At 64.0% G+C, this 26802-nt stretch carries 23 protein-coding genes; 13 read left to right on the top strand and 10 right to left on the bottom strand.

Going from position 1 to position 26802, the window contains the following annotated elements:
- Window positions 1-228: 228 nt before the first annotated feature.
- The gene (locus AABA84_RS19545) at window positions 229-1827 is read left to right on the top strand and encodes an alpha-amylase family glycosyl hydrolase (RefSeq protein ID WP_338312799.1); all 1599 of its coding nucleotides are present in this window, start codon (window positions 229-231) and stop codon (window positions 1825-1827) included.
- 171 nt (window positions 1828-1998) lie between these two features.
- Here the strand turns inward: AABA84_RS19545 and AABA84_RS19540 are convergent, their stop codons facing one another.
- On the bottom strand, window positions 1999-3699 hold the full coding sequence (locus tag AABA84_RS19540; protein WP_338312798.1) for an alpha-amylase family protein: 1701 nt from the start codon (window positions 3697-3699) through the stop codon (window positions 1999-2001).
- A 165-nt stretch (window positions 3700-3864) separates the two neighbouring features.
- Between AABA84_RS19540 and AABA84_RS19535 the strand changes: the two genes are divergently transcribed.
- Complete coding sequence (locus tag AABA84_RS19535) at window positions 3865-4356, top strand: MmcB family DNA repair protein (protein WP_338312797.1); 492 nt, start codon at window positions 3865-3867, stop codon at window positions 4354-4356.
- Between the two features lie 156 nt (window positions 4357-4512).
- Here AABA84_RS19535 and AABA84_RS19530 read toward each other — a convergent pair whose 3' ends face one another.
- Both AABA84_RS19530 and AABA84_RS19525 read right to left on the bottom strand, forming a co-directional pair.
- Complete coding sequence (locus AABA84_RS19530; RefSeq protein ID WP_095424935.1) at window positions 4513-5067, bottom strand: ActR/PrrA/RegA family redox response regulator transcription factor; 555 nt, start codon at window positions 5065-5067, stop codon at window positions 4513-4515.
- Window positions 5068-5170: 103 nt separating this feature from the next.
- Window positions 5171-6493: an ActS/PrrB/RegB family redox-sensitive histidine kinase gene (locus tag AABA84_RS19525; protein ID WP_212243695.1), complete on the bottom strand. Its 1323-nt coding sequence runs from the start codon at window positions 6491-6493 to the stop codon at window positions 5171-5173.
- A 106-nt stretch (window positions 6494-6599) separates the two neighbouring features.
- Here AABA84_RS19525 and AABA84_RS19520 point away from each other — a divergent pair, with 106 nt between their 5' ends.
- The 4 genes from AABA84_RS19520 (at window position 6600) to AABA84_RS19505 (ending at window position 10725) form a co-directional block, all read left to right on the top strand.
- A complete protein-coding gene (locus AABA84_RS19520) occupies window positions 6600-7403 on the top strand; it encodes an ABC transporter ATP-binding protein (protein ID WP_338306104.1) in 804 nt (267 codons plus the stop codon).
- On the top strand, window positions 7400-8218 hold the full coding sequence (locus AABA84_RS19515; RefSeq protein WP_212243698.1) for an ABC transporter permease: 819 nt from the start codon (window positions 7400-7402) through the stop codon (window positions 8216-8218). The genes AABA84_RS19520 and AABA84_RS19515 overlap by 4 nt, the downstream gene beginning before the upstream one ends.
- 121 nt (window positions 8219-8339) lie before the next feature.
- Entirely contained in the window at window positions 8340-9668 is a 1329-nt protein-coding gene (locus AABA84_RS19510) for a polyhydroxyalkanoate depolymerase (RefSeq protein ID WP_212243699.1), read from the top strand.
- Between the two features lie 217 nt (window positions 9669-9885).
- A complete protein-coding gene (locus AABA84_RS19505; protein WP_212243703.1) occupies window positions 9886-10725 on the top strand; it encodes a M48 family metallopeptidase in 840 nt (279 codons plus the stop codon).
- 156 nt (window positions 10726-10881) lie between these two features.
- On the opposite strand, the gene AABA84_RS19500 is transcribed toward AABA84_RS19505, so the two are convergent.
- Window positions 10882-11541 carry a hypothetical protein gene (locus AABA84_RS19500; RefSeq protein ID WP_338312796.1) on the bottom strand — a complete coding sequence of 220 codons (660 nt, stop codon included), beginning with the start codon at window positions 11539-11541 and terminating at the stop codon, window positions 10882-10884.
- 278 nt (window positions 11542-11819) lie between these two features.
- Window positions 11820-14033, bottom strand: a complete 2214-nt coding sequence (locus tag AABA84_RS19495) for a transglycosylase domain-containing protein (protein WP_212243707.1) — start codon at window positions 14031-14033, stop codon at window positions 11820-11822.
- Window positions 14034-14215: 182 nt separating this feature from the next.
- On the opposite strand from AABA84_RS19495, the gene AABA84_RS19490 reads away from it, so the two are divergent.
- Window positions 14216-14641 (top strand): DUF1330 domain-containing protein, encoded by a 426-nt coding sequence (locus AABA84_RS19490; protein ID WP_338312795.1) that lies wholly within the window; start codon window positions 14216-14218, stop codon window positions 14639-14641.
- A gap of 241 nt (window positions 14642-14882) precedes the next feature.
- Here AABA84_RS19490 and AABA84_RS19485 read toward each other — a convergent pair whose 3' ends face one another.
- The 3 genes from AABA84_RS19485 to AABA84_RS19475 form a co-directional block, all read right to left on the bottom strand.
- Window positions 14883-16103, bottom strand: a complete 1221-nt coding sequence (locus AABA84_RS19485; protein ID WP_338306099.1) for an ABC transporter substrate-binding protein — start codon at window positions 16101-16103, stop codon at window positions 14883-14885.
- A gap of 169 nt (window positions 16104-16272) precedes the next feature.
- Window positions 16273-17514, bottom strand: a complete 1242-nt coding sequence (locus tag AABA84_RS19480) for an ABC transporter substrate-binding protein (protein ID WP_212243711.1) — start codon at window positions 17512-17514, stop codon at window positions 16273-16275.
- Between the two features lie 177 nt (window positions 17515-17691).
- Window positions 17692-18105, bottom strand: a complete 414-nt coding sequence (locus AABA84_RS19475; RefSeq protein ID WP_212243713.1) for a DUF1304 domain-containing protein — start codon at window positions 18103-18105, stop codon at window positions 17692-17694.
- A gap of 40 nt (window positions 18106-18145) precedes the next feature.
- Between AABA84_RS19475 and AABA84_RS19470 the strand changes: the two genes are divergently transcribed.
- Entirely contained in the window at window positions 18146-18676 is a 531-nt protein-coding gene (locus tag AABA84_RS19470) for a methylated-DNA--[protein]-cysteine S-methyltransferase (RefSeq protein ID WP_212243714.1), read from the top strand.
- Between the two features lie 77 nt (window positions 18677-18753).
- Here AABA84_RS19470 and AABA84_RS19465 read toward each other — a convergent pair whose 3' ends face one another.
- Window positions 18754-19122 carry a nuclear transport factor 2 family protein gene (locus AABA84_RS19465; protein ID WP_246549924.1) on the bottom strand — a complete coding sequence of 123 codons (369 nt, stop codon included), beginning with the start codon at window positions 19120-19122 and terminating at the stop codon, window positions 18754-18756.
- Between the two features lie 179 nt (window positions 19123-19301).
- On the opposite strand from AABA84_RS19465, the gene AABA84_RS19460 reads away from it, so the two are divergent.
- Window positions 19302-20207: a LysR family transcriptional regulator gene (locus tag AABA84_RS19460; RefSeq protein ID WP_212243716.1), complete on the top strand. Its 906-nt coding sequence runs from the start codon at window positions 19302-19304 to the stop codon at window positions 20205-20207.
- Window positions 20208-20259: 52 nt separating this feature from the next.
- Here AABA84_RS19460 and AABA84_RS19455 read toward each other — a convergent pair whose 3' ends face one another.
- Window positions 20260-23049, bottom strand: a complete 2790-nt coding sequence (locus AABA84_RS19455) for a [protein-PII] uridylyltransferase (protein WP_212243720.1) — start codon at window positions 23047-23049, stop codon at window positions 20260-20262.
- A 188-nt stretch (window positions 23050-23237) separates the two neighbouring features.
- Here AABA84_RS19455 and AABA84_RS19450 point away from each other — a divergent pair, with 188 nt between their 5' ends.
- From AABA84_RS19450 to AABA84_RS19435, 4 genes are all read left to right on the top strand, one after another.
- The gene (locus tag AABA84_RS19450; protein ID WP_338312794.1) at window positions 23238-24209 is read left to right on the top strand and encodes an aliphatic sulfonate ABC transporter substrate-binding protein; all 972 of its coding nucleotides are present in this window, start codon (window positions 23238-23240) and stop codon (window positions 24207-24209) included.
- Window positions 24210-24524: 315 nt separating this feature from the next.
- Complete coding sequence (locus AABA84_RS19445) at window positions 24525-25370, top strand: ABC transporter permease (RefSeq protein ID WP_338312793.1); 846 nt, start codon at window positions 24525-24527, stop codon at window positions 25368-25370.
- 4 nt (window positions 25371-25374) lie between these two features.
- Entirely contained in the window at window positions 25375-26160 is a 786-nt protein-coding gene (locus tag AABA84_RS19440; RefSeq protein WP_212243724.1) for an ABC transporter ATP-binding protein, read from the top strand.
- Between the two features lie 54 nt (window positions 26161-26214).
- Window positions 26215-26724, top strand: coding sequence for an OsmC family protein (locus AABA84_RS19435; RefSeq protein ID WP_028139616.1), 510 nt, complete (start codon window positions 26215-26217; stop codon window positions 26722-26724).
- The last annotated feature ends 78 nt before the right edge of the window (window positions 26725-26802 follow it).

Here is a 26802-nt window from a genome sequence, read left to right as displayed (position 1 = left end):
TTTCGTCCCTCGGAACCGAAGTTCCACTGGCATCGCGGTGGGCTGAAGCCGGAACAAAGGCCGGACTGGCGCGGAATTGCGGCGATTCCGGGCGGAACCACGCCATGTGGACCCGGGCGGCGCGTTCACTGCCGCCGACGTCACATAGCCGTCCCAAAGCCCTGTTGGTCTGAACCCCTGGCGCGATCTCGCGTTGCTTTCCGCGCGAAGCGCATTCGGGGGACGATCTTGGCTCAAGGCGATGAGAACTGGTGGCGCGACGGTATCTTTTATCAGATCTACCCGCGCTCGTTTCAGGATTCGAACAATGACGGCGTCGGCGATCTCGCCGGCATTTTGCAGCGGCTGCCTTACGTCAAATCGCTCGGCGTCGACGCGATCTGGCTGTCGCCGATCTTCCCCTCGCCGATGGAAGATTTCGGCTATGACATCGCCGACTATACCGGCATCGAGCCGCTGTTCGGCACGATGGCCGATTTCGATGCGCTGATCACCGCCGTCCACGACAACGGCCTGAAGCTGATCCTCGACCTCGTGCCGAATCACACCTCCGATCAGCATCCCTGGTTCGTCGAGAGCCGCGCCTCGCGCGACAATCCCAAGCGAGACTGGTACATCTGGCGCGATCCGGCACCCGGCGGCGGGGTGCCGAACAACTGGCTGTCCGAGTTCGGCGGCAGCGGGTGGCAGTTCGACGAGACCACGGGGCAGTATTATTACCACGCCTTCCTCGCCCAGCAGCCGGACCTGAACTGGCGCAATCCGGACGTCCGCGCCGCGATCTACGACGTGATGCGGTTCTGGCTCGACAAGGGCGTCGACGGCTTTCGCGTCGACGTGATCTGGCACCTGATCAAGGATGCCGAATTCCGCGACAACCCCCCCAATCCGCATTACGTCGAGGGCCGGCCGCCCAACGAAAGGATCATGACGCAATACTCCACCGACCAGCCCGAGGTGCACGACGTGATCGTCGAGATGCGGCGCGTCACCGACGAATTCGGGGCCCGCGTCCTGATCGGCGAGATCTATCTGCCGCTGCACCGTCTCATGGCCTATTACGGCAACGACCTCACCGGCGCCCAGATGCCGTTCAACTTCGCGCTGCTCTCGACGTTCTGGAGCGCGCGGTCGATCGAGACAATCATCGAGGATTACGAGAAGGCGCTGCCGCGCGGCGCCTGGCCGAACTGGGTGCTCGGCAATCACGACCGCCCGCGGGTCGCGAGCCGCGTCGGGCCGGAGCAGGCCCGCGTCGCCGCCATGCTGCTGCTGACGCTACGCGGCACGCCGACGCTCTATTACGGCGACGAGATCGGCATGCATCAGGTGGCCATCGCGCCGGAGGATGTCCGCGACCCCTTCGAGAAGAACGTGCCCGGCATCGGTGTCGGCCGCGATGGCTGCCGCACGCCGATGCAGTGGGATGCTACCGAATTCGCAGGCTTCTCCGCGGCGCGGCCGTGGCTGCCGCTGCCGGAGCACTATGCGCGCGACAATGTCGCCAACCTCGAAGCCGATGCGCGCTCGATCCTCAGCCTCTACAAACGCCTGGTCACCCTGCGAAAGAGCAGTCGGCCGCTGGTCGCGGGCGATTATCATCCGATCGCGGCGCAAGGCGATCTCCTGATCTATCGCCGCGAGGCCGAGGGCCGGGCGGTGATCGTGGCGCTCAATCTCGGTCCCGATCCGGTCGCGGTCACCACCAGCGCGATCCGTTTCGGCAGCAGCATACTGCTGTCGACGTTCCTGGATCGCGAGGACGAGCGGATCGAAGGCGTGCTGGATCTGCGCGGCAATGAGGGGGTGGTGGTGGCCCCGCCGTGAGATGTCGTCCCGGACAAGCGCAGCGAAGCGGAGCGCAGATCCGGGATCCATAACCACAGGGAGTGGTTTGGCGACGATTCGGAGTTGCCCGCTCGCCACAAACTTCTTCCTGTGGTTATGGGTCCCCGCGTGCGCGGGGACGACAGTGGGGTGTGCGGTTACAGTTGGGCACTACCCCGGATGCTTCTTCCCTCTCACCGTATCCCCGTCGATGTCGCTCCGCTTCAACAGATAGTCCAGCCCGCCGACGCGGTACCAGCGATAGCCATACGGCTCCAGCACGATTCGGTGCTGGCCGCGCTTGTCGGCATGGCTATGGTCCTCCGCGAGCAGATTGATCAGGTGCGCGCCGGCCTCATCCGGCAGCCCCGCGGAGAATGCAATCTCGCGCGGCTTCTCGTCGAGGTTATGCACGAACAGCACCGAATTGTTGCGCCAGTCGTAGCGCATGATGAAGACGGCGGGATCGCGCACCGGAATGATCGCGAAATCGCCCCAGCCAACTTCAGGTACTTCCTTGCGCATGCGGACGATGCGCTCGGTCCAGTTCAGCATCGAGTTGGGATCGCGCCGCTGCTTTGCGACGTTGACGTGCGGATAGCCGTAAGGCCCCTTGTCGATCACGGGGCAGGCCGGCTTGTCGCTCTTGGTGAAGCCGCCATGCGGCTCGGTCGACCATTGCATTGGCGTGCGCGCGCAATTGCGTTCCGGCAGCGAGAGGTCGTCGCCCATCGCGATCTCGTCGCCATAGCGGATCACGGGCGTTCCCGGCAGCGTGCACATCAGGCTGTAGGCGAGCTCGAGCCGCCGGCGGTCGCCGCCCAGCATCGGCGCGAGGCGGCGGCGGATGCCGCGGTCGTAGAGCTGCATGTCCTTGTCGGGGCCGAACGATTTGAACACGGCATCGCGCTGCGCCTTGGTCAGCCGTCCGAGATCGAGCTCGTCGTGATTGCGCAGGAACAGGCCCCATTGCGCCGAAGCCGGCCGCGGCTTGGTCGCCTTCAGCGCCTTCGCCAGCGGGCGCGAGTCGGCGGACGCCAGCGCGTAGAACAGATGCTGGTTGACGTGGAAGTTGAACATCATGTGCATGCGGTCGGCATCGCGGCCGAAATATTCCATGTCCGTCTTCGGCAGCACGTTGGCTTCGGCGAGGATGATGGCGTCGCCCTGCCGCCATTGCAGGAATTCGCGGAACGCGCGCAGCATGTCGTACTGCTCGACCGGCTTCTTCACCTTCGCGCCCTTGGTCGCGATCACGAAGGGCACGGCGTCCATGCGGAAGCCGGAGACGCCGAGCTGGATCCAGAAACCCATGATCTTCAAAATCTCGGCCTGCACATGCGGGTTCGAGGTGTTGAGGTCGGGCTGGAAATCGTAGAAGCGGTGGAAGTAATACGCGCCCGCTTCCTTGTCGCGCGTCCAGGTCGATTTCTGCACGCCGGGAAACACCATGCCCTTGTCGGCACCGGCGGGCTTCTTGTCGGACCACACATACCAGTCGCGATAGGGCGAAGTCTTGTCGCGCCGCGCCTCCTTGAACCAGTGATGCTGGTCGGAGGTGTGGTTGACGACGAGATCGATGATGATGCGGATGCCGCGCTGCTTGCAGCCGTGGGCGAACTCGACGAAATCGCCGAGCGTGCCGTAGCGGGCATCGACGCTGTAATAGTCGGCGATGTCGTAGCCGTCGTCGCGGCCGGGCGAGGTCTGGAACGGCATCAGCCAGATCGTGGTGATGCCGAGGCCGTGCAGATAGTCGAGCCGGCGGAGCAGGCCCTTGAAGTCGCCGACGCCATCGCCGTTGGCGTCCATATAGGAGCCGACGGAAAGGCAATAGATCACGCCGTTCTTGTACCAGAGATCGTCGATCATCCGCGCAGCCTCGATGGTCCGCCGAGGTGCGGCGGCTGCGTGATAAGTGCGTGGGGGAGGGGAGGTTCCGTTCGTTCGCTGTCATCCCGGGCTCGCGCTCCGCTCGCCCCGGAATGACGAATGGAGAGAGTGTCCGCCCCAAACGGAATCGGCTATCCTCCCCCCATGGACAGCTCCGCCCGCAACATCGCCCTCGTGCCGCCCCCTGATCGTCGCCAGTCGGAGACGGCGCTCGCGGTCGCGCGCGGCACCGCGCGGCTGCTGCGTTCGCTCGGCTTTACCTGCATCAGCGAATTGCCGCTGCCCTCGGGCCGGCGCGCCGATCTCGTGGCGCTGAACGAGCGCGGCGAGATCTGGATCGTCGAGATCAAATCGTCGGTGGAGGATCTGCGCGCCGACCAGAAATGGCACGAATACCGCGCCCATTGCGACCGGCTGTTCTTCGCCTTCACGCAGGACCTGCCGTGCGAGATCTTTCCGGATGACACCGGCCTGATCATCGCCGACGCCTATGGCGCGCACATGCAATGCGAAGCGCCCGAGCACAAGCTCGCAGCCGCCACGCGCAAGCAGATGACGGTGCGGTTTGGAATGGCGGCGGCGCTTCGGATCAACCGGCTGGTCGATCCGCAAGGGCACGCCGATTTTTGGGAGTAGGACGGTCTCGTGTCCCGGACGCGCTGCAGCGTGAAACGCTGCTGCGCAGAGCCGGGACCCAGAGGCCGCAATGTATGCCGAGTCATGGGCCCCGGCTCTGCAGCGCACCGCTGAAGAAGCGCTGCGCTGCGTCCGGGGCACGAGTGCGGCGGAAACTTACCTCGGCGCGCGCTTGGCCAAAATGCGCTGCAACGTCCTGCGGTGCATGTTGAGCCGCCGTGCCGTTTCCGAGACGTTGCGGTTGCACATCTCGTAGATGCGCTGGATGTGCTCCCAGCGCACGCGGTCGGCCGACATCGGGTTGGTCGGCAGCTCGGATTTCTCCGCGCTGGTCGACAGCAGCGCCGCGACGACGTCGTCGGCATCCGCCGGCTTCGAGAGATAATCGATCGCGCCCATCTTCACCGCGGTGACGGCGGTGGCGATGTTGCCATAGCCGGTCAGCACGATCGCGCGCGCATCCGGGCGCTTCTTCTTCAGCGCCGAAACCACGTCGAGGCCGTTGCCGTCGCCGAGCCGCAAATCCACTACGGCGAATGCCGGCGCTGCCTTGCCGATCTGCGCAAGACCGTCCGAGACGGTGTCGCACGACGTCACCGAGAAGCCGCGCGTTTCCATGGCGCGCGACAACCGCTCCAGGAACGGCTTGTCGTCCTCCACGATGAGCAGCGAGCGGTCGGTCTGTTCGTTCAGTTCGGCGATGGCGTTCAAGGTTTTGTCCTCTCTCCAACGCGTCTACATATGGCCTCGCAATCGGGCGGTGCCAAGGCCGCCGATAGTCGATCGGCCCTGTTGTGCGACGCAAGGTCGCGGCCTATCCTATTGTTTCTTCGAGGCTCTCGATAGCCTCAAAACGCTGTCGCGGCCATGTGATCTGGACCACCGCGCCGTGTTCCGGAAAGATCCGGTTGGTAAACGAGACCTTCGCGCCGGTGCGTTCCAGCAATGTACGCGCGATGAACACGCCCAATCCGAGACCGCGTCGCTCACCACCGCCGTCATCCGTATTTCGCCGCCGCGACAGATAGGGCTCGCCGATCCGGTTCAGGATATCGGGCGGAATGCCGGGGCCATCGTCGGAGATCAGAAGCTCGATCGTGTCCTTGTTCCACCACGCATTCACCTCGACGGTGGTATGGGCGAAATCGACCGCGTTCTCGACGATGTTGCCGACGCCGTAGAGGATCGCCGGATTGCGCGAGCCGACAGGTTCGGACACGGCGGCGACCGCGATCCGCACCTTGATCTCGACACCGAAATCGCGGTGCGGGGCCACCACCTCCTCGATCAGCTCCGACAGCTTCATGCGGTCGAACGGCGCGCCGGTGGAGGAGAGCTGGGTGATCTTACTCAAGATGTCGCGGCAGCGCTGGGTCTGCTCGCGCAGCGTCTTCAGGTCGGCGGCAAAGCTGGCGTCCTTCACCGTCTTTTCCAGCTCGCGCGAGATCAAAAAGATCGTCGCGAGCGGCGTGCCGAGCTCGTGCGCGGCCGCAGCGGCGAGCCCGTCGAGCTGGGTCAGGTGCTGCTCGCGCGTCAGCACCAGCTCGGTCGCGGCCAGCGCGTCCGCGAGCTTGCGCGCCTCTTCCGTCACCTGGAACGAGTAGAGGCTGGTGACGCCGATCGCGAGCACGATCGAGAGCCAGACGCCGACGAGATAGATCGGCGGCAGCACCAGGGGATCGTCGGAATCCCAGGGCAGCGGCAGGTGGAAGAAGAAAAGGACCGAGGCGCAGGCCACGGCCAGCACGCCGAGACCGAACGTGAAGCGCGCCGGCAGCGCCGTGGCCGAGATCAGCACCGGCGCGAGGAAGAGGAACGAGAACGGGTTCTGCAGTCCGCCGGTGAAGTACAGCAGACCGGCCAGCTCCACGATGTTCAGCGCGAGCAGTCCGGCCGCCTGCATCGGCTCCAGCCGCTGCAGCGGATTGGACACGGTCTGGAGCGCCAGATTGAGCGCGGCCGACAAGGCGATGATGCTGACGCAGGGGACGATCTCGACGTTGAATTCCAACCCCTGCGCCACGATGAAGATCGCGGCGAGCTGGCCCAGCACCGCCAGCCAGCGCAGCCGCAGGATCGTGTCCAGGCGGATATGCCGCTGCGCGTGGCGAAAGTCGGAAGCAGCAATTTCAGTCATATCGGCCAATGTGGCGGTGCCTTCCAAGATCACAAACGCTGGGCTCGCGGAACCACCGGATTACAAGCCTTGCGCTATCCGCTGCAATAGCAGAAGAACGACCAGCATGACCGAGAATGGCAAGGCTTCAAGTCGGCCGACTGTCGCGGAGCGCAGCTCGTCCGCGGCGATCGCGGTCGAGCACCTCGTCAAGGTCTACAAGCAGATCCGCGCCGTCGACGACATCTCCTTTTCGCTGCCGCGCGGCAGCATCACCGGGCTTCTGGGCGGCAACGGCGCCGGCAAGACCACGACCATCGCGATGATCATGGGCCTGGTGCTGCCGACCTCCGGCCGCGTACAGGTGCTCGGTCATGGAATGCCCGAGGAGAGCGCTGCCGTGCTGGGGCGGATGAACTTCGAGAGCCCCTATGTCGACATGCCGATGCGGCTCACGGTGCGGCAGAACCTCACCGTGTTCGGCAAGCTCTATGCGGTGAAGAACCTCGCCGGCCGCATCGCCGAGCTTGCGGACGATCTCGATCTCACCGATTTCATCGACCGCGCCAACGGCAAGCTGTCCGCCGGGCAGAAGACCCGCGTGGCGCTCGCCAAAGCGCTGATCAACCGGCCCGAGCTGCTGCTGCTGGACGAGCCGACCGCCTCGCTCGATCCTGACACCGCCGACTGGGTGCGGGCGCATCTGGAGCGTTATCGCAAGGACAACAACGCCACCATCCTCCTGGCTTCGCACAACATGCTCGAGGTCGAGCGGCTCTGCGACCGCGTCATCATCATGAAACGCGGCCGCATCGAGGACGACGACACGCCGGAGGCGATCATGGCCCGCTACAACCGCACCACGCTGGAGGAGGTGTTTCTGGACGTCGCGCGCGGCCGGGTGAACGGTGCCAAGGAGGTGGTGCGATGAGCGAGGTTTCCCTCCACCGCGGCATCTCCGTCCACCGCATCGGTGCGATGATCCTGCGCTACTGGTACCTCCTGCTGTCGTCCTGGCCGCGGCTGCTCGAATTGCTGTACTGGCCGGCGCTGCAGGTCATCACCTGGGGCTTCATCCAGTATTACATCGCCGAGAATTCCAATTTCTTCGCGCGCGCCGGCGGCACCCTGATCGGCGCCGTCATCCTCTGGGACATCCTGTTCCGCGGGCAGCTCGGCTTCTCCATCTCGTTCCTGGAGGAGATGTGGGCGCGCAACATCGGCAACCTCATGATGAGCCCCTTGAGGCCGATCGAGTTTCTGCTGTCGCTGATGGTCATGAGCCTGATCCGGCTTGCGATCGGGATCATTCCGATGACCTTGCTCGCCCTGTTCATGTTCCACTTCAATGTCTATGCCCTGGGCCTGCCCTTGATCGCGTTCTTCTGCAATCTGATCTTCACGAGCTGGTCGGTCGGCATCTTCGTGTCGGGTCTCGTGCTGCGAAACGGCCTCGGCGCCGAGAGCATCGTCTGGACCCTGATGTTCGCGATCCTGCCGCTCGCCTGCGTCTACTATCCCGTCAGCGTGTTGCCGGCCTGGCTGCAATACGTCGCTTGGGCGTTGCCGCCGACCTATGCCTTCGAGGGGATGCGCGCGCTGCTGATCGAAAACACCTTCCGCGCCGACCTGATGCTGGAGGCGCTGGCCATCAACGCCGTCCTTCTGGTTGCATCTTTTGCAGCATTCCTTGCCCTTTTGCGCAGCGCCAAACGGCACGGCTCGCTGCTGTCAGGCGGCGAATAGCGTCACTTTCCCGTGGATTCCGGCTGGTTTAGTCACTTCGGCTACGTAGATGTACGGAACCATGCATTGACGCAATATTACGCATTCGGCAATATGCTGCGATGCGAAGAGGGATATAGCGATGCCTATTGGTGAGTTTGGCGGCGCACCGCCCCTGGCTGCAGAAGGCAGTCCGGTCCTGACGACGCCGATGTACTGGATGTACGAGATGGCGCACGCCTCTCTCAATCCGGCACGTGCGGTCACTGACGCGACCAAGCTGCTGTTTCAGAATCCTCTCAATCCCTGGGCGCGCACCGAGGTCGGCAAGTCGGTTGCCGCGGCCTGCGAATTGTTCGAGCGCACCACGCGCCGCTATGGCAAGCCGGAATGGGGCCTCGACGACACCGAGGTCAACGGCATCCGCGTCCCCGTCGAGGTTCGCTCGGTCTGGGAAAAGCCGTTCTGCCGGCTGCTCTACTTCGATCGCAAGTTCGCTCGTCCGCTGCGCAGCCCGCAGCCGCGCGTGCTGATCGTGGCGCCGATGTCCGGCCATTATGCGACGCTGCTTCGCGGCACGGTCGAGGCTTTCCTGCCGGCGCATGAGGTCTACATCACCGATTGGGCCGATGCCCGCATGGTGCCGCTCAGCGATGGCCGCTTCGATCTCGACGATTACATCGACTACGTCATCGAGATGCTGCACGTGCTCGGCGGCAACACCCATGTCATGGCGGTGTGCCAGCCCTCCGTGCCGGTGGTCGCCGCCGTCTCGGTCATGGAAGCGCGGCGCGATCCGTTCGTGCCGACCTCGATGACGCTGATGGGCGGCCCGATCGACACCCGTCGCAATCCGACTGCGGTGAACAACCTCGCCCAGGAGCGCGGCATCGACTGGTTCCGCAACCACGTCATCACCAAGGTGCCGTTCCCCCATCCGGGCATGATGCGCGACGTCTATCCGGGATTCCTGCAGCTCAACGGCTTCATCAGCATGAATCTCGACCGCCACATGGACGCCCACAAGCAGCTCTTCGCCCATCTGGTGAAGGGCGACGGCGACCTCGTCGACAAGCATCGCGAGTTCTATGACGAATATCTCGCGGTGATGGACCTCTCTGCCGAATATTACCTGCAGACAGTCGACACCGTGTTCGTGAAGCACTCGCTGCCGAAGGGCGAGATGACCCATCGCGGAACACGCGTGGACCCCTCCAAGGTCACGCGCGTGGCGTTGATGACGGTCGAAGGCGAGAATGACGACATCTCGGGTCTCGGTCAGACCGAAGCGACGCACACATTGTGCAGCTCGATCCCCGATCATCGCCGCGTTCATTACGTCCAGAAGGGCGTCGGACATTACGGTGTGTTCAACGGCTCGCGTTTCAAGTCGGAAATCGTGCCGCGAATCCATGACTTCATGGTCTCCGCTGCAAATCCGAGCTCGTTGCAGGCTCTCGCGGCCGAATAACCTTCGTTTTCGGCTTTCCCGTCGAAAATTCAGGCCCCGCCGGAGGTTCCGGCCGGGCCCGGCTCCCTCCAGATTCGCGGTATTTAGGTAGCCTTATAGGAGTGAGTCGGCCCTCAGCCCTTGGGGGTGCCGCATGCGTGCAGCGGGGGCGAAAAAAGCCGGTTCCAACCCCAGTCTGTAGGGTCTCCCGGACGCTAGACCGCTGTATATTGGGCAAATGATTTGTTTTTGCGCCGAGCGCTTTCCCTGGCGGCGGTTATGGCAGAATCCGGGCGCCCTCCTGCCCCCCGGACTGACAGACATGGCCACTCGCGCTCTCCTCTATCGGCGGCCCCACGAACCCAAGACCGTCCTGATCACCCATGGATCGCAATATTTTGCCATCCGACTGCGCCGGCACCGCCGTGCGCGCCGTTACACGCTGAGAATTCATCCGAGTGATCGCGAAGCCATCCTCACCATGCCGCCGCGCGGCACGCTGGCCGAGGCAAAAGACTTCGCACAGCGCCACGGTGCGTGGATCGCGGCGCGCCTTGGTCGCTTGCCGAAGGCCGCGCCGTTCCAGCCGGGCACGGTGATACCGCTCCGCGGCACGCCGCATCGCATCGTTCATCGCGCGGGCACGCGCGGCACGGTGTGGACCGAGACGCGCGACAGCGGGGAACGCATTCTCTGCGTCGCCGGTGGGCTCGACCATGTCGATCGCCGCGTCAGTGACTTCCTCAAGCGCGAGGCGCGAGGCGACCTGCAGCGATCGGCGGAGGCTTACGCCGCCGAGCTCGGCGTCAGGGTCAAGCGCCTGTCGATCCGCGATCAGTCCAGCCGCTGGGGCTCCTGCACCTCGGCCGGCTCGCTGTCGTTCTCCTGGCGCCTGATCCTCGCGCCGCCCTTCGTGCTCGACTATCTCGCCGCCCACGAGGTCGCCCATCTCGTCGAGATGAACCACTCGGCGCGGTTCTGGCGCGTGTGCGGAAAAGTCTGTCCGTCGATGGAGCGCGCCAAGAAGTGGCTCGACACCTACGGCAATGATCTGCACCGGTACGGGGTCGAGGATTAGGGCGGGCTCTCGCCTAACACTCGCTGTCGTCGCCCGGCTTGACCGGGCGACCCAGTACGCCGAGACGGCTCTGATTGAATCGAGAAGCCGCGGCGTACTGGATTCCCCGCCTTCGCGGGGAATGACAGTTGAGAATGAGGCGGCTTCAGGCTGCGCTCACGCGCTGAAATCCGCACTCGTCCCCGCCTGCGCGTGCGACGCCGGATAGCGTGCTTGCTGCTGCGCCATGACTCTTTGTCCCTCGGCCAGCATCGCCTGGAACGCTGCGTCGAGTTGCTCGCGGCTGTAGGTCGCGGAACTGCTTTCACGCGGTGTCCATTGCGATTGCGTGATCGCGGTGGGCGCCTTTTCGACGGTGCCGCCGAGCAGCCTCGCGTAATTGTCGGCCCGCCACTGCGCCAGATCCGGTCCACTCAGGCCGGGAGGATCCTCCAGCTTGCCGATCTTCGCGCTCGCCTGATTGGTCATGGCCGAGGATCCGCCGTTGTACAGCGTGGCCACCACCTTGCCGTCCACTTTCACCTGCGCGTAGGTATTCTCCGGCGCATTGTCCGCGACGATCGACTGAGGTGCATTCGTCTCGTGCGCGATCAGCCAATGCGTTGCCATGAGGTCATGCAGGACGGGATCATCCGCGGCCGATATGACCTTGGCGCCTGACAGCGGCTTGACCTGCGAGAGGTCGATCCGGAAGCCGCTGGTTGCCGCGTCGGTCGCATCCGGTGCCACCGCCTGAAGACCAGACCTCGCATTTGAAGTGGATGCTGAAGCGGGCCGCAGATGCGGCAGCGCCGCGCTGGATAGATTTGAAATCATGGAACGCTCCCAGACCCTCGCTCAACTTATGAGAGCAAATCCCGGGCCGCTGACGGGAGCTTGAAGGGATTGGAGTTTTTGCTTTAGGCGAGTTGCGGTCCGCGGCGAATTTTGCCGCGCTGGGCAGGACTTGCCGAAGCGATGCCGCTGATTTCCAGGCACGTGCTTCAGGCGTCTGGGCTGCCTCCGCAAGCCGTTGATTTCGTTATCTTCGGCTACTGTGCATGGGGTTGTTTTCGCAGTTTTTGTCCTGAGGTCATGGAGACCTCAGCCCGAGCCTATCGGTTTCCACCGAACAGCCGGTCCATCAGCCAGCCGTCGAGCCCCGCCGCCGCTTCCGGCCGCGCATTGGCGCGCGTCGGCGGCGGGCGATAGCCGCCATTGCTTGCGGGTGCCGGCCCGGGCGCTGCCGCTGTCGGCGGCGACACCTGCGAGGCCGCCTGCGCGAGATTGGACAGGCCCCAGCCACCTTGTGTGCTCGGCAATGCTGCGACCGGCACGCCCTCGTGCGCCGTCTTCATGAAGCGCGACCAGACTTCGACCGGCAGGCCGCCGCCGGTCGCCTTCTTGGTCGGCGAATTGTCGTCATTGCCGAGCCAGACGCCGGTGACGAGGCTCGCGGTGTAGCCGATGAACCAGGCGTCGCGGTAGTCCTGGCTGGTGCCGGTCTTGCCGGCCGCGGGCCAGCCGGGGATCTCGGCCTTCTTGGCAGTGCCTGATATCAGCGTCTCCCGCATCATCGCGTTCATCATGCCGACATAGCGGGGGTCGATGACCTGATTGCGCTCCTCAGGCTGGCGCATGTAGAGCAGCTTGCCGCCCAGCGTCCTGATCCGCGTGACGACATGCGGTGCCACCGCGAGACCGCCATTGGCGAAGGACGCATAGGCGCCGACCAGTTCGACCACGGAGACTTCCGAGGTGCCGAGCGCGATCGAGGCGTTGGGCTCGAGCTTGGAGGAGATGCCGAGCCGGTGCGCGGTGCGCACCACGTTCTTCGGCCCGACCTCGAGGCCGAGGCGAATGGCGACGGTGTTGAGCGACATCGCCAACGCTTGCGTCAGCGTTACCGCGCCGAAATATTCATGGGTGTAGTTCTCGGGTCTCCAGCCCTTGACCTCGATCGGCGCGTCCTGGCGCATCGTATCAGGCGTCAGGCCCTGCTCGAGCGCGGTCAGATAGACGAACGGCTTGAATGAGGAGCCCGGCTGGCGTTTGGCCGTCACAGCGCGGTTGTACTGGCTCTCGGAATAGTTCCGCCCGCCCACCATGGCGCGCACCGCGCCATCAGGCGTCATCGCCACCAGCGCGCCCTGGCTGACATTGAACTTCACGCTCTTGGCCGCGAGCTCGTCGATGATGGCGGCTTCCGCCACGCTCTGCAGCTTCGGATCGATCGTGGTCTCGACCTTGATGCTCTCGTCGATCTGGCCGACCAGATCGTCCAGCACCTCGCCGATCCAGTCGGCAACGTAATTGACCGTGCCGGCGCCGACCGGCTTCACATTGTAGGAGGGATGGCCGATCGAGGCCTGCGCCTGCGCATCGGTGATGAACTTTGCATCGGCCATCGCCGCGAGCACGATTTGCGCACGCGCTTCGGCGCCTTCGGGGTTGCGGTTCGGCGCGAGGCGCGAGGGCGATTTGACGAGACCGGCCAGCATCGCGGCCTCGGCGATGGTGACGCTCTTCGCCGACTTGCCGAAATATTTTTGCGCGGCAGCTTCGACGCCGTAGGCGCCGGAGCCGAAATAGACGCGGTTGAGATAGAGCTCCAGGATCTCGTCCTTGGAATGCTTGCGCTCGAGCCAGATCGCGAGCTCCACCTCCTGCAGCTTGCGCTGCATGGTGCGCTCCTGGGTCAGGAACAGGTTCTTGGCGAGCTGCTGCGTCAGCGTCGAGCCGCCCTGCGAGACGCCGCGATGCATGACGTTGGTGACGAGGGCGCGCAGGATGCCGACGGGGTCGATGCCGAAATGCGAATAGAAGCGGCGGTCCTCGATGGCGATGAAGGCCTTCGGCAAATACGGCGGCAGGTCCTTCAGCGCGACGTTGGCGCCGGCCATCTCGCCGCGTTGCGCCAGCATGCTGCCGTCGATGCCGACGATCTGGATCGTCGGCGGCCGCTTGGGGATTTCCAGCGACTGGATCGGCGGCAGATGGGCGCCGACATAGATCACGACGCCGACCACCGCGATCGCGCCCCACAGGCCGAGCACTGCGCCCCAATAGACCAGGCGGCCGAGGCTGGCGCCGATGCGTGACTTGGTGCGGCGTTTGGCACCGCTGCGGCTGGCTTGTGCCTTGCGCTCGCGCGGCGGCTCGTCGCCGGAATCCTCGCTCTTGCGCTTTGCGGATGATTTCGTTGATTTCTTCGGCTTGTCGTCGCCGCCGGGGATGCGGTCCGCCGCGGTCAGGCGCAGATCGGCGAGCGCCGCGGGCAAGCCGAACAGCGGCTCCTTCCGCCCACCCTTTTTCTTTCCCCACGCCATACGCAAAAACGCCCGGTCATTCCGCCCCGCCGCACGCTAGCGGTCGCTGTTTAAGGCCCGGTTACCCAGACCTTAACGCGCGATTAGGAGGTGCGGCATTCGCCCGCCGCAGTTCCGCCGATCGCTTGCCGGAGCTAGGATCGCCGGCACAAAACACGAGGAAACACGCAGAGGAAACCCACATGGGCCATATCGATCCGACCAAGGAGATCTTCGCGCAATTCCGGGACAATGACCGCCCGGGTCCGATCCACATGCTCAACCTGGTGCGCCTGCGCAAGGAGGCGGCCTACCCGGACGGCCGCAAGGCGAGCGGCGCCGAAGCCTACGCGGCCTATGGCCGCGAGAGTGGCCCGGTGTTCGAACGCCTCGGCGGCCGCATCATCTGGCAAGGCAGATTCGAGCTGATGCTGATCGGTCCGCAGGACGAGCGCTGGGACCATTGCTTCATCGCCGAATATCCGAGCGTCGGAGCCTTCGTCGAGATGATCCGCGATCCCGTCTACCGCGAAGCGGTGAAGCACCGCCAGGCCGCGGTGGAGGACTCGCGGCTGATCCGGCACGCCGTGCTGCCGATCGGGAAGAATTTTGGAGAGATACCGGAGTAGACGCCGCCAAATCGGCGATCTCTCTCCGTCATCCTGAGGTGCGAGCGGCGCGATGCAACGCATCGCGCCGGGAGCCTCGAAGGATGTACGGGCCGGATGTTTCCGCGCGGCCATCAGCCGGGCCGTCGCCCTTCGAGGGCCGCCAAAGGGGCGGCCGCCTCAGGGTGACGGTGTGAGAGACGGGGCAAAAAAAATCGGCGGCCCGCAGGCCGCCGATCGTCATTCAGAGATCGAGCAACCGCTAGCCCGCCGGGCCCGCGTCCTCCAGGATCGGGCCGAACAGCTCCCAGCGCTCGCCGTTGAACTTCATCATCTGAAGCTGCTTGTTGACGCGGTAGTCGGTCGGCGACGTGTTGGCCTTGATGCCGGGCAGCGCAGTGTCGCTGACGACGTCCTTCAGTGACGCTGCCTGCTTCATGACGTTCTCGCGCGTCAGGTTGTCGCCGCACTGCTGCAGCACATGCACCAGCAACTGCGCGGTGCTGTAGCCGTAGGTGTTGAAGTTCGAATCCTTGTCGCCATCCGGATAGTACTTCGCCATGAAGTCGAAATACTTCTTCATGCCGGGGTCATCCTTCCAGGTCGGATCGAGCGGTTCCTTACCGTAGTTGACGCTGATCAGGCCCTTGGCGGCGTCAAGGCCTGCGGGTTTCAGCACCGCGCCGACCGAGGTGGCGTTGATGTCGACGATCTGGACCGGATGCCAGCCCATTTCGGCGATCTTCTTGATCGCCTGCGCGGCCTGCTTCGGCGTCGTCGCACTGAAGAACAGGTCGGCGCCGGCATCCTTGATCTTGAGGACCTGCGAATCGACGGTGGGATCGGACACCTCGTAGGAGGCTTCAGTCACGATCATCTTGGCGGCCTTGTCACCGAGGCCGGCCTTGATGCCGTTCAGATAGTCCTTGCCGAGGTCGTCGTTCTGATAGAGCACGCCCACCTTGGCGTTCGGATGCTCCTTCAGGATGTACTGGCCGTAGATGCGGCCCTCGACGAAGTAATTGGGATTGAAGCCCATGGTCCACGGAAAGTTCTTGGGATCAGTGAACCTCGAGGCCCCGGTCGCCGCGAACAGCTGCGGCACCTTCTTGGCGTTGAGATATTTCTGCACGGCCGCGTTCACGGGCGTGCCGATGATCTGGAAGGTCAGCAACACCTCGTCGCTCTCGACCAGCTTGCGGATCTGCTCTACGGCTTTCGGCGGCGAATAGGCGTCGTCATACTGGATCAAATTGATCTTGCGGCCGTTCACGCCGCCCTGGTCGTTGATCATCTTGAAATAGGCGGCCTGCGTCTTGCCGATCGACGAATAGGCTGACGCCGGTCCCGAGAACGGCATGGTCTGTCCGACCTTGATCTCGGTGTCGCTCGCGCCCGGATCATATTTTTTCTGGGCATTGGCCGCTGAAATCGACAGCGCCAGAGCAAGCGCCGTGGCCAAATGCAGCTTTCCATTCCTCATTCGCAATTCCCTCAATTTGTTATCGCCGATGATCTGCCGGCCGCAGGACGCGTCCGATGCCATCGCTGAGGGCGAGTGTGGAGGAACGATTGTTGCGACGCAAGGTGGGCGGCGCACATCCTTTGTGGGGTGGGTTAGCCGCAGCGTAACCCACCCCAAGAGATTGGAGCTAACCCGCAGGCCCCGAATCCTCGATGATCGGTCCGAACAGCTCCCAGCGTTCGCCGTTGAACTTCATCATCTGCATCTGCTTGTTGACGCGGAAGTCGTTCGGTCCGGTGTTGATCTTGATGCCGGGCAGGGCGAAGCTCGGCGTGAAGTCCTTGATGTTGGCGACCTGCTTCATGATGTTCTCACGCGTCAGATCGTCGCCGCATTGCTTCAGGACCTGCACCAGCAACTCCGCCACCGAATAGGCATAGGTGTTGACGGTGTTGAGCTTGTCGCCTTCCGGGAAATACTTGTCCATGAAGGCGAAGAAGGCCTTCACGCCGGGATCGTCCTTCCACTGGGGATCGCTGGGCTCCTTGCCATATTGGGTCGAGATGATGCCCTTGGAGATGTCGAGGCCGGCCGGCTTCAGCGTTGCCGAGATCGGGCTCGCATTGATGTCGAGGATGTGCACCGGCGTCCAGCCGAGGTCGGCCAGCTTCTTGATCGCCTGTGCCGCGAATTTCGGCGTCGAGGCATCGAAGAACACGTCGACGCCCATCGACTTCAGCTTGACCACCTGGGAGTCGACCGTCGGGTCGGTGACCTCGTAGGAGACCTCGCCGACGACCATGCTGGCGGCCTTGTCGCCGAGGCCGCTCTTGAGGCCCGCGAGATAGTCGCGGCCCATGTCGTCGTTCTGATAGAGCACGCCGATCTTGGCGTTCGGATGCTCCTTGAGAATGTACTTGGCGTAGATGCGGCCCTCGGACACGTAGTTGGGATTGTAGGCGATGGTCCAGGGATAGTTCTGGGGATCGTTGAAGCGGGCCGCGCCGGTCGAGGCCAGCAACTGCGGCACCTTCTTGCCGTTGAGATATTTTTGCACGGCGGCATTGGCCGCGGTGCCGATCAGCTGGAACGTGAACAGCACCTCGTCGCCCTCGACGAGCTTGCGCACCTGCTCCACCGTCTTCGGCGGCGAATAGGCGTCGTCATACTGGATCAGATTGATCTTGCGGCCGTTGATGCCGCCCTGATCGTTGATCATCTTGAAGTAGGCGGCCTGGGTCTTACCGATATTGGCGTAGACGGAGTAGGCGCCGGAGAACGGCACGGTCTGGCCGATCTTGATCTCGGTGTCGGTCGCCCCGGTGTCGTATTTCTTCTGGGCGAAGGCTTCACTTACGAAGGCTTGGTTCGCGGAGAACGCGAAGGCGAGCGCTGTCGTGGCAGCTAAGAAAGCTCTGCGATTGGTCATGTTGGTTGTTCCTCCTGACGGAATTTTCGGTCGATGGTCTTTTCCCGTTGATTGCAACGGTCGCCATCGCTGCCGAAGATTGTGGAGGAAGCTTCGCCGCCGCGCAAGGATCGCAGCGCTGCGCCGTAGCGTCTCAGGTCAGGGAGCCCTGGGTCAGGGAGTCCTGGGTCAGGCGTCTCAGGCCAGGAACAAAACGACCAGCGCGACCGCCGCCGGAAGGGCCTGCACCATCAGGATGCGGGTGCTGACGGTCGCAGCGCCATAGGCCCCGGCCACGATCACGCAAAGCAGGAAGAACGCCTTGATCTGGAATGCGAAGGCCGGGTTGCCGTGGACGAGACCCCAGATCAGACCCGCGGCGAGGAAGCCGTTATAGAGGCCCTGATTGGCGGCCAGCACTTTCGTGATCTCGGCCTTCTCCGGCGTGTTGCGAAACACCTTCATTCCTTGCGGCTTGTCCCAGAGGAACATCTCCAGGATCAGGAAGAAGACGTGCAGTGCGGCGACCAGCGCCACCAGGATATTGGCGATCAGGATCAAGTTGAGCTCCCCCAGCGTCAGCTTTCGGGTGGACGATAGCACGGCCGGCATGGCAAGTGCGATGGGTGTGTTTCGATTGCCTGGTGCCGCGATGCCCGCCCGATCAACCAAGACGCCTGAACGCTTCGGCCTCGATCGCCTGGTGACGCCGATCGGCGTCGCGCTGCTCGTGACCGATGCGGAGGGCGCCTTGCGGGCGCTCGACTGGGAGGATTACGAGCACCGCATGCGCGAATTGCTGCGCCTGCATTATGGCGCAGTGGATCTGAGTGATCAGCCTGCGCCGACGGCGATACGGATTGCGCTGTCGGGCTATTTCGACGGCGATCTCGGTCAGCTCTCGGCCATCGCATGGCGCATCGCCGGCACGCCGTTCCAGCAGAAGGTCTGGAACGCGCTGGCTCACATCCCCGCCGGCACCACGATGAGCTACGGCGCGCTCGCCGCAAAAATCGATTTGCCAAGAGCCATTAGAGCCGTCGGCCACGCCAACGGCTCTAATCCGATCAGCGTGGTGCTGCCCTGCCATCGCCTGATCGGCGCAGATGGCTCGCTGGTGAAATACGGCGGCGGGCTCGCGCGCAAGCGCTGGCTGCTGCGGCATGAAGGGGTGCAGGTCTGAGAGTCCGCTCGAGAATGCGTTGAGCGAACCGTGCCAGCACCTGCCTCATGGACGCTGCTCTGCCGTAACCGAAATCGTCAGACTTTCGACGTCATCACTTTCTGCGCTATCTTCCAGGTCCCGTTCACCTTCAAGCATGACAACAGGTCGGTGAATGTGCGCGGCGGAATACGCAATTTGACTTTCAAAAGCGCGAGCTCGCTTTCAACGTCGATCGATAAGATCTGATCCTCTCGCTCGGAGCCCTGTTGCTTCGGAGCTTTCGTGTTGCGGACCACCGCCAGCCAGGACGCAATCGGCGTCACGCCCACGTTGCCGTCGTCGGCAACCCTCGTCACGGAACTCGATGGGTGAAATATGGATGCAAATTTCTCGGCATCCATTTCATAGGCGGCATCGAAATAAGTCTGCGCAAGGGAGCGCAAGGCGGGAACGTCCGTATCCATTGTCATCCTCAAAGCTTTTGCACCGGACTCATTCATGCCGTCCGGCCGGCTGTGCCGAGCGTCCACCTGCCCCACGGGCAGAAGCAGTGCAGATCGTCTCCCGTGCTCGTGCAAAACCTACGGCAAGGTAGCTTATGAGAATAGGCGTCTTGAATGGCATGGGCTCATGAGCAATATTCATGATGATGACAAACGAAATGAACGAGCTTGCCGCGTTTGCGATCGTGGCCAGGGAACGAAGCTTCACACGCGCTGCGACAAGGCTGGGTGTGTCTCAGTCTGCCTTGAGCCACACAATTCGGAGGCTCGAGCAACGGCTTGAGCTGAAGCTGCTCGCTCGAACGACCAAGAGCGTTGCACCGACCGCTGCGGGGGCCGCTCTCCTGGAAGATCTGTCTCCGGCGCTCGAGCAAATCCGTCATGCCCTCGACAAAGCCCGAAGCATTCGGCGCCGACCCGAAGGTCGCCTTCGAATCGTCATGTCGCGATCGGCTGCGGTGATGGTATTGTTGCCGCGGCTCAGAGCCTTCGCTGAGGCCTACCCTGACATCGTTCTGGACGTCGTCACCGTCACGGGCCCCGTGGACCTCGTTGCAGGCGAGTTCGATGCCGGTATTCAGCTTGGCGAGTACATTCAAAAGGACATGATCGCGGTTCGCGTCACACCCGAACTGCGATTGGCGGTCATAGGGTCGCCGCGCTATTTCGCTTCACGACGGATCCCCGAACAGCCGAGGGATCTGAACGATCATCGGTGCATTACCCTGCGTCTTGCAGGTGGACCATATCGATGGGAGTTTGAGCAAGGACGTAAGTCGGTCACGATCAACGTGAACGGCCCGCTCATCATTGACGACACACACCTGGTAATTCAGGCAGCGCTCGCTGGAGTTGGTATCGGGCTCGCCTATGAAGAGCAGGTCGCCGAATATATTGCGAAGCGCCGCCTTGTTCGGGTGCTGGAGGATTGGACGCCGCCAATTCCCGGCTTCTTCATGTATTATCCCAGCCGTCAGCATCAACCCGCCGCGCTGTCTGCGCTCGTGAACGCGCTGCGATACTCTGAACAAAAATCGGCACGATGATAGTTGGGAGTTAGGTCCTATTGGCCGACGAGCGCGGAATGACGAAAGAAAGTCACGCCGCCGGCTGGACCGCCTTGTCGCTGGCCATCACATGGGTCAGCGCGCTCTTGATCGCGGCCTGCCGGGTCGGCGCGCTGATCTGCGCGCCCAGGAGGTCGGTGACGTAGAACACGTCGCGCGCGCGCTCGCCGAACGTCGCGACATGGGCTGAGGCGATGTTGAGGTTGAGCTTCGAAATCGCGGTGGTCAGCTCGTAGAGCAGGCCGGGCCGGTCGAGGCCGGACACCTCGATCACGGTGTAGCGGTCGGACCATTGATTGTTGATGGTGACTTCCGGCTCGATCACGAAGGGGCGCGCCTTGCTGCGCACGGTGCGCCGCGCCACCACTTCAGGCAGGCGCAGCTTGCCTTCCAGCACGTCCTCGATCATCTCGCCGATGCGGGTGGCGCGTCGTCCCTCGTCCTCGTCGCGGTCGTATTCGCGCGAGATCGAGATGGTATCGAGCGCGCGGCCGTCGGTCGTGGTGTAGATCTGGGCGTCGACGATGTTGGCGCCGGCCGAAGCGCAGGCGCCGGCGATGATCGACAGCAGCCAGGGATGGTCGGCCGCGAAGATCGTCAGCTCGGTGACGCCGCGCACCTCGTCGAAGCCGACATTGATCGCGAGCTTATGGCCGGCCTGTTCGCTGGAGCGGACGAAGCGGGCGTGGCGAATTTTGCGCGCCAGCTCGACCTTGAGCCAGTATGCCGGGTAGTGCCGGCCGATATAGGCATCGAGCTCCTCCGCCGGCCATTCGGCGAAGGCATTTCGGAATTCGGCGTAGGCGGCGGTGAGGCGCTTGCCGCGGTCGACTTCCGAGAAGCCGCCGGTCAGCACCGGCTCGGTCTCGTAGTACAGCGAGCGCAACAGCTGCGCCTTCCAGCCGTTCCACACGCCGGGACCGACGCCTCGGATGTCGGCGGTGGTCAGGATCGTCAGCAGCTTCATCTGCTCGACCGACTGCACCACGGCGGCGAAATTCTCGATGGTCTTGCGGTCGGAGAGGTCGCGCGACTGCGCGACCGTGGACATCGTCAGATGCTCCTCGATCAGCCAGGCGATGAGTTCGGTGTCGGCCGGGCTGAACCCGAGCCGCGGACACAGCCGCCGCGCCACCTTGGCGCCGGCGATCGAATGGTCCTCGGGCCGGCCCTTGGCGACATCGTGCAGCAGCGTCGCGATGTAGATCACCGACCGGTGCTCGGGCCGGGACTTGCGCATCAGGTCGCTGGCGAGGGTGAACTCCTCGATGCCGCCGCGCTCGATGTCCTGGAGGAAGCCGATGCAGCGGATCAGATGCTCGTCGACGGTGTAGTGATGATACATGTTGAACTGCATCATCGAGACGATCTTGCCGAAGGCGCGGATGAAGTGGCCGAGCACGCCGGTCTCGTTCATCCGCCGCAGCACGATCTCGGCGTTGTCGGAGGTCAGGATCTCCATGAACAGCCGGTTGGCCTCGGGATTCTCGCGCATCTGCGCATTGATCAGGCCGAGCGACCGCGTCACGTCGCGCATCGCATCCGGATGGAAGGCGAGGTTGTTCTTCTGCGCGAGGCGGAAGATCCGGATCAGATTGACCGGATCGTGCTTGAACACGTCGGGCGCGGCGACGTTGATGCGGTTGTTGTCGACGATGAAGTCGTCGCTGTCGGGGACGCGCCGCTTCGCCGCGGTCGGCCGCAGCCGCGCCATCATCCGGCTCAAGACCGGCGCGGGCTTGGCCTGCTGGTCCTCGAGCTTGGCGCAGAGGATGGCGGTGAGGTTGCCGACTTCCTTGGCGACCAGGAAGTAGTGCTTCATGAAGCGCTCGACGTCCTGCATGCCGGGATGCGAGGTGTAGCCGAGCCGCACCGCGATCTCGCGCTGGAGGTCGAAGGAGAGACGCTCTTCGGCGCGGCCGGAGTAGAAGTGCAGATTGCAACGCACCGACCAGAGGAAATCGGCGCAACGGCGGAAGCTGCGGTATTCCTGCGCATCGAACACGCCGCGCTCGACCAGCTCGCCGGTGTCGCGGACGCGGTAGACGTATTTGGCGATCCAGAACAGCGTGTGCAGGTCGCGAAGTGCGCCCTTGCCGTCCTTGACGTTGGGCTCGACCAGGTAACGCGACTGGCCGCCGCGGCGATGGCGCTCCTCGCGCTCGGCCAGCTTTGCGGTGACGAATTCGGACGCGGTGCCCTGCACGACTTCCTTGTCGAAGCGCTCGACCAGCTCCTCATAGAGCGGCTTGTCGCCGGTGAGGAAGCGCGTTTCCAGGATCGCGGTGCGGATGGTCATGTCGCCGCGCGCCTGCCGGATCGACTCGTCCACCGATCGCGTGGCGTGGCCGACCTTCAGCCCCATGTCCCAGAGGCAATAGAGAATGGCTTCGGCGACCTGCTCGCCCCAGGCGGTCTGCTTGTAGGGCAGGATGAACAAAAGATCGATGTCGGATTCGGGCGCCATCAGGCCGCGGCCGTAGCCGCCGGTCGCGACCACCGCCATGCGCTCGGCGCCGCTCGGGATCGGCGAGCGGTAGAGATGGCGGGTCGCCGCCGAATACAGGATGCGGATGATCTCGTCCTGCACGTGACACAGCCGCTCGGCGCAGCGCCTCCCGTGGCGGTCCTTCAGGAGGATTTCCTGTGCCGCAGCGCGTGCCGCGATCAGCTCGGCCTTGAGCAATTGCGCCATGGCCGTGCGGAACGCGTCCTCGCGTCCCTGGTGCTTTTCGGCAAGCGCATCGACCGCGGCGGTGATCCGCGCAGTGTCGAAACGATCGTCCACCTCGGCCTTGTGCTCAGTCGCGACGCTGTCCATGTCTCACCGGATATAAGAGGTGACAGGCGCTGTCACCCGCCATTCTCTGGCAATAGTCGTTCCATGCTGGAAAGCTGCGGCTTTGGGCAAATCTGTTCTCGGCCGGTGCGCTTTCAAGGGGCGGATTTTCTCGTTGACCTCTAGATATAACTCATTGAAAAACAATGAAGTTTTGGAGGAGGCTGGGCATGACCGGAATTACGCGACGCATTCTGTTGGCGGGAGCGGTTGCGCTCGCAATGACCCCCGCGGCCAAGGCGGCCGATCCGCTCAAGGAAATCCGCATCGACTGGGCGACTTACAATCCGGTGTCGATGGTTCTGAAGCAGAAGGGGCTCCTGGAGAAGGAGTTCGCCAAGGACGGCATCACCGTCACCTGGGTGCAGTCGGCCGGCTCCAACAAGGCGCTCGAATTCCTCAATGCCGGCTCGATCGATTTCGGCTCGACCGCGGGTTCGGCGGCGCTGGTCGCCCGCATCAACGGCAATCCGATCAAGTCGATCTATGTCTATTCGCGCCCTGAGTGGACGGCGCTGGTGACATCAAAGGATTCCAAGATCACCGGTGTGGCCGACCTCAAGGGCAAGCGCGTCGCAGTGACGCGCGGCACCGATCCGCACATCTTCCTGGTGCGCGCGCTGCTCGGGGCGGGCCTCACCGAAAAGGACATCACCCCTGTGCTGCTCCAGCACGCCGACGGCAAGACCGCGCTGATCCGCGGCGACGTCGACGCCTGGGCCGGCCTCGATCCGATGATGGCGCAGGCCGAGGTCGAGGAGGGCGCAAAACTGTTCTATCGCAAGGCCGATGCCAACACCTGGGGCATCCTCAATGTGCGCGAGCAGTTCTTGAAGGACTATCCCGATGCCGCCCGCCGCGTGCTCGCGGTGTACGAAGAGGCGCGCAAATACTCGCTGGCGAATTACGACGAGCTCAAGAAGACCTTCATCGCGGTCACAAAACTCCCCGACGCGGTCGTCGACAAGCAGCTCAAGGAGCGCACCGAGCTCACCCACAGCCGCATCGGCGCAGCCCAGCGCGAGTCGATCCTCGCCGCGGGCCTCGCTTTGCAGCAGGCGGGCGTCGTCGATGCCAAGGTTGATGTGAAGGCGACGCTCGACGCCCTGATCGACGACCAGGTCCCGCTGCCGACGAATTGATCTCGGTCTCGTAGCCCGGATGGAGCGCAGCGTAATCCGGGACGGTCTTTCCCGCGATGCGATTCCCGGATTGCGCTTCGCTCCATCCGGGCTACGCAGGTGGAAAGAGCACGTGCGGCAACCACCGCCGTCGTCCCGGGGCGCGAAGCGAGCCCGGGACCCATAGCCACAGGGAGCGGTTTGGCGCGAACGTGGTAACTCCGAGTCCCTATAACCACTCCTTCCTGTGGTTATGGGTCCCGGCCTTCGCCGGGACGACGGCTGAGACTTGGCAACACTGTTGCAATCCCACACAAGACGCGCTTCCTACCGGCCATGATCTCCGACGCGCCAGCCTTGCAACAGACTTCGGAACCGGCCGAGACCGCCGCCGCGCCTTCGCGCGCCGCGCGCTATGCGCGGCCGGTGCTGGGGCTGCTGCTGCCGCTGACGCTTGCGATCGGCTGGGAGCTCGTGGTGTGGCTCGGCTGGTCCAACGGCCGGCTGGTGCCGCCGCCTTCGCGCGTCTTTGCCACCCTCGCCGAGCTCGCCCGCTCCGGCGAGCTGGTCCGCCACATCACCGCAACGCTGTGGCGCGTCGGGCTCGGCTTCGCCTTCGGCGTGATCGCCGGCACGTTGCTGGGGGCCGTCTCCGGCTACTGGTCGCTGGCGCGCCGGCTGCTCGATCCGACCGTGCAGGCGCTGCGTGCAATCCCTTCGCTCGCCTGGGTGCCATTGTTCATCCTCTGGCTCGGCATCTTCGAGACCTCGAAGGTCGCGCTGATCGCGGTCGGCGTGTTCTTCCCGGTCTATCTCGGTGTGATGGGGGCGATCCTCATCGTCGATCGCAAGATCGTCGAGGTCGGCCGTACCTTCCGCCTGTCCGGCCCGGCGATGATCCGCCGCATCCTCTTGCCGGCGGTGCTGCCGGCCTATGTCGTGTCCTTGCGCGTCGGTCTCGGCCTCGGCTGGATGTTCGTGGTCGCGGCCGAGCTGATCGGCGCCTCCGAAGGCCTCGGCTATCTCCTGCTCGACGGCCAGCAGCTCGGCAAGCCCGCGCAGATCCTCGCCGCCATCGTGATCTTCGCCATCCTGGGCAAGCTCACCGATTGGCTGATCGAGGTTGCGGCCGCACCGTTCCTGCGCTGGCAGGATGCCTTCGGGCGCGCGAAGGGAGCTTGAGGCAATGCTGGCGCTCGACCGGGTCAGCAAGACCTATCCCAACGGCGTGCAGGCGCTTTCGCGCTTCTCCGCCGAAATCAGGCAAGGCGAGATCATCGCCATCATCGGTGGCTCCGGCTGTGGCAAGTCCACGCTGCTGCGCGCCGTCGCCGGGCTCGACCGCGCCAGCTCGGGCACGGTGACGCTCGACAATGAGGCGATCGTCTCGCCGCATGCCAAGATCGGCATCATCTTCCAGGAGCCGCGGCTGCTGCCCTGGCTCAGCGTCGCCGACAATATCGGTTTTGGACTCGCCGATCTGCCCGCGGCCGAGCGCCGCGAGAAGGTGGCGCGCGCGCTCGAACGCGTTGGTCTCGCCGACAAGGCGCAGGCCTGGCCGCGCGAGCTCTCCGGCGGGCAGGCGCAGCGGGTTGCGATCGCGCGGGCGCTGGTGCCGCAGCCGGAGGTGCTGCTGCTTGACGAGCCGTTCTCCGCGCTCGACGCCTTCACCCGCAGGGATCTCCAGGATCATCTGCTCGACCTCTGGGCCGATACGCGGCCGACGCTCATCCTCGTCACACACGACGTCGACGAGGCCGTGGTGCTCGCCGACCGCGTCCTGGTGATGCGGCCGCGACCGGGGCGGCTGTTCGACCAGATCGAGATCAATCTCGGCCGCCCACGCGACCGCAATTCGCCGCTGTTCGAGAATTTCAAGCGAAGTGTGCTGACGTCACTCGACCGTTCGCTCGACCGCAATGTGCCCGACCGTGACGCAACCCAGGGTCCCGGTCAGGCCATGTGGTGGTGACAATTTCGCTCTGAACCGGTACATCGAGGGGCAATTTTCCGGGAGAGAACGAAAATGGACGCTGCAGAGCTGCGCCAGATGCAGGCTCCGATCAAGGAGCGCTACAAGACCGATCCCAAGACCGCGCTGATCACGCTGAAGGCCAAGGGCTCCACCGACAGCGAAGGCATCGCCTGCAAGGTCGAGACCGGCCGCGCCATCGCGCTTGCCGGCCTGCATCCGGCGACCGGCGGTTCCGGCCTCGAGCTCTGCTCCGGGGACATGTTGCTTGAGGCGCTCGTCGCCTGTGCCGGCGTCACCCTGAAGTCGGTCGCGACCGCGATCGAGGTGCCGCTCAAAACCGGCAACGTCTATGCCGAGGGCGATCTCGATTTCCGCGGCACGCTCGGCGTCGACAAGGAGACCCCGGTCGGCTTCGCCGAGATCCGTCTACGCTTCGAGGTCGACACATCGGCGCCGCAGGACAAGCTCGATCTCCTGCTCAAGCTGACCGAGCGCTATTGCGTGGTCTACCAGACCATCAAGAACGGCCCGAAGGTTTCGGTGTCGATGCAGCGGATGTGAGGGGCGAAAGCCGCTACTCCACGGATGGTGTCGTTCCCGCGGAGGCGGGAACCCATAACCCCAGGCCGTCGTGATTTC

This window comes from Bradyrhizobium sp. TM239, assembly GCF_036247985.1.
Classification (GTDB): domain Bacteria; phylum Pseudomonadota; class Alphaproteobacteria; order Rhizobiales; family Xanthobacteraceae; genus Bradyrhizobium; species Bradyrhizobium ottawaense.
Note: the sequence above shows the minus strand (reverse complement) of the source record. Positions and strands in the feature narration are given on the sequence as shown.

Coding starts and splice junctions, on each gene's coding strand:
- AABA84_RS19455 (WP_212243720.1), bottom strand. CDS start 23,049: ATGGACAGCGTCGCGACTGAGCACAAGGCCGAGGTGGACGATCGTTTC.
- AABA84_RS19515 (WP_212243698.1), top strand. CDS start 7,400: ATGAGCGAGGTTTCCCTCCACCGCGGCATCTCCGTCCACCGCATCGGT.
- AABA84_RS19505 (WP_212243703.1), top strand. CDS start 9,886: ATGATTTGTTTTTGCGCCGAGCGCTTTCCCTGGCGGCGGTTATGGCAG.
- AABA84_RS19535 (WP_338312797.1), top strand. CDS start 3,865: ATGGACAGCTCCGCCCGCAACATCGCCCTCGTGCCGCCCCCTGATCGT.
- AABA84_RS19440 (WP_212243724.1), top strand. CDS start 25,375: ATGCTGGCGCTCGACCGGGTCAGCAAGACCTATCCCAACGGCGTGCAG.
- AABA84_RS19450 (WP_338312794.1), top strand. CDS start 23,238: ATGACCGGAATTACGCGACGCATTCTGTTGGCGGGAGCGGTTGCGCTC.
- AABA84_RS19525 (WP_212243695.1), bottom strand. CDS start 6,493: ATGACTGAAATTGCTGCTTCCGACTTTCGCCACGCGCAGCGGCATATC.
- AABA84_RS19540 (WP_338312798.1), bottom strand. CDS start 3,699: ATGATCGACGATCTCTGGTACAAGAACGGCGTGATCTATTGCCTTTCC.
- AABA84_RS19485 (WP_338306099.1), bottom strand. CDS start 16,103: ATGAGGAATGGAAAGCTGCATTTGGCCACGGCGCTTGCTCTGGCGCTG.
- AABA84_RS19520 (WP_338306104.1), top strand. CDS start 6,600: ATGACCGAGAATGGCAAGGCTTCAAGTCGGCCGACTGTCGCGGAGCGC.
- AABA84_RS19445 (WP_338312793.1), top strand. CDS start 24,525: ATGATCTCCGACGCGCCAGCCTTGCAACAGACTTCGGAACCGGCCGAG.
- AABA84_RS19510 (WP_212243699.1), top strand. CDS start 8,340: ATGCCTATTGGTGAGTTTGGCGGCGCACCGCCCCTGGCTGCAGAAGGC.
- AABA84_RS19460 (WP_212243716.1), top strand. CDS start 19,302: ATGATGATGACAAACGAAATGAACGAGCTTGCCGCGTTTGCGATCGTG.
- AABA84_RS19435 (WP_028139616.1), top strand. CDS start 26,215: ATGGACGCTGCAGAGCTGCGCCAGATGCAGGCTCCGATCAAGGAGCGC.
- AABA84_RS19475 (WP_212243713.1), bottom strand. CDS start 18,105: ATGCCGGCCGTGCTATCGTCCACCCGAAAGCTGACGCTGGGGGAGCTC.
- AABA84_RS19495 (WP_212243707.1), bottom strand. CDS start 14,033: ATGGCGTGGGGAAAGAAAAAGGGTGGGCGGAAGGAGCCGCTGTTCGGC.
- AABA84_RS19465 (WP_246549924.1), bottom strand. CDS start 19,122: ATGGATACGGACGTTCCCGCCTTGCGCTCCCTTGCGCAGACTTATTTC.
- AABA84_RS19480 (WP_212243711.1), bottom strand. CDS start 17,514: ATGACCAATCGCAGAGCTTTCTTAGCTGCCACGACAGCGCTCGCCTTC.
- AABA84_RS19500 (WP_338312796.1), bottom strand. CDS start 11,541: ATGATTTCAAATCTATCCAGCGCGGCGCTGCCGCATCTGCGGCCCGCT.
- AABA84_RS19490 (WP_338312795.1), top strand. CDS start 14,216: ATGGGCCATATCGATCCGACCAAGGAGATCTTCGCGCAATTCCGGGAC.
- AABA84_RS19470 (WP_212243714.1), top strand. CDS start 18,146: ATGCCCGCCCGATCAACCAAGACGCCTGAACGCTTCGGCCTCGATCGC.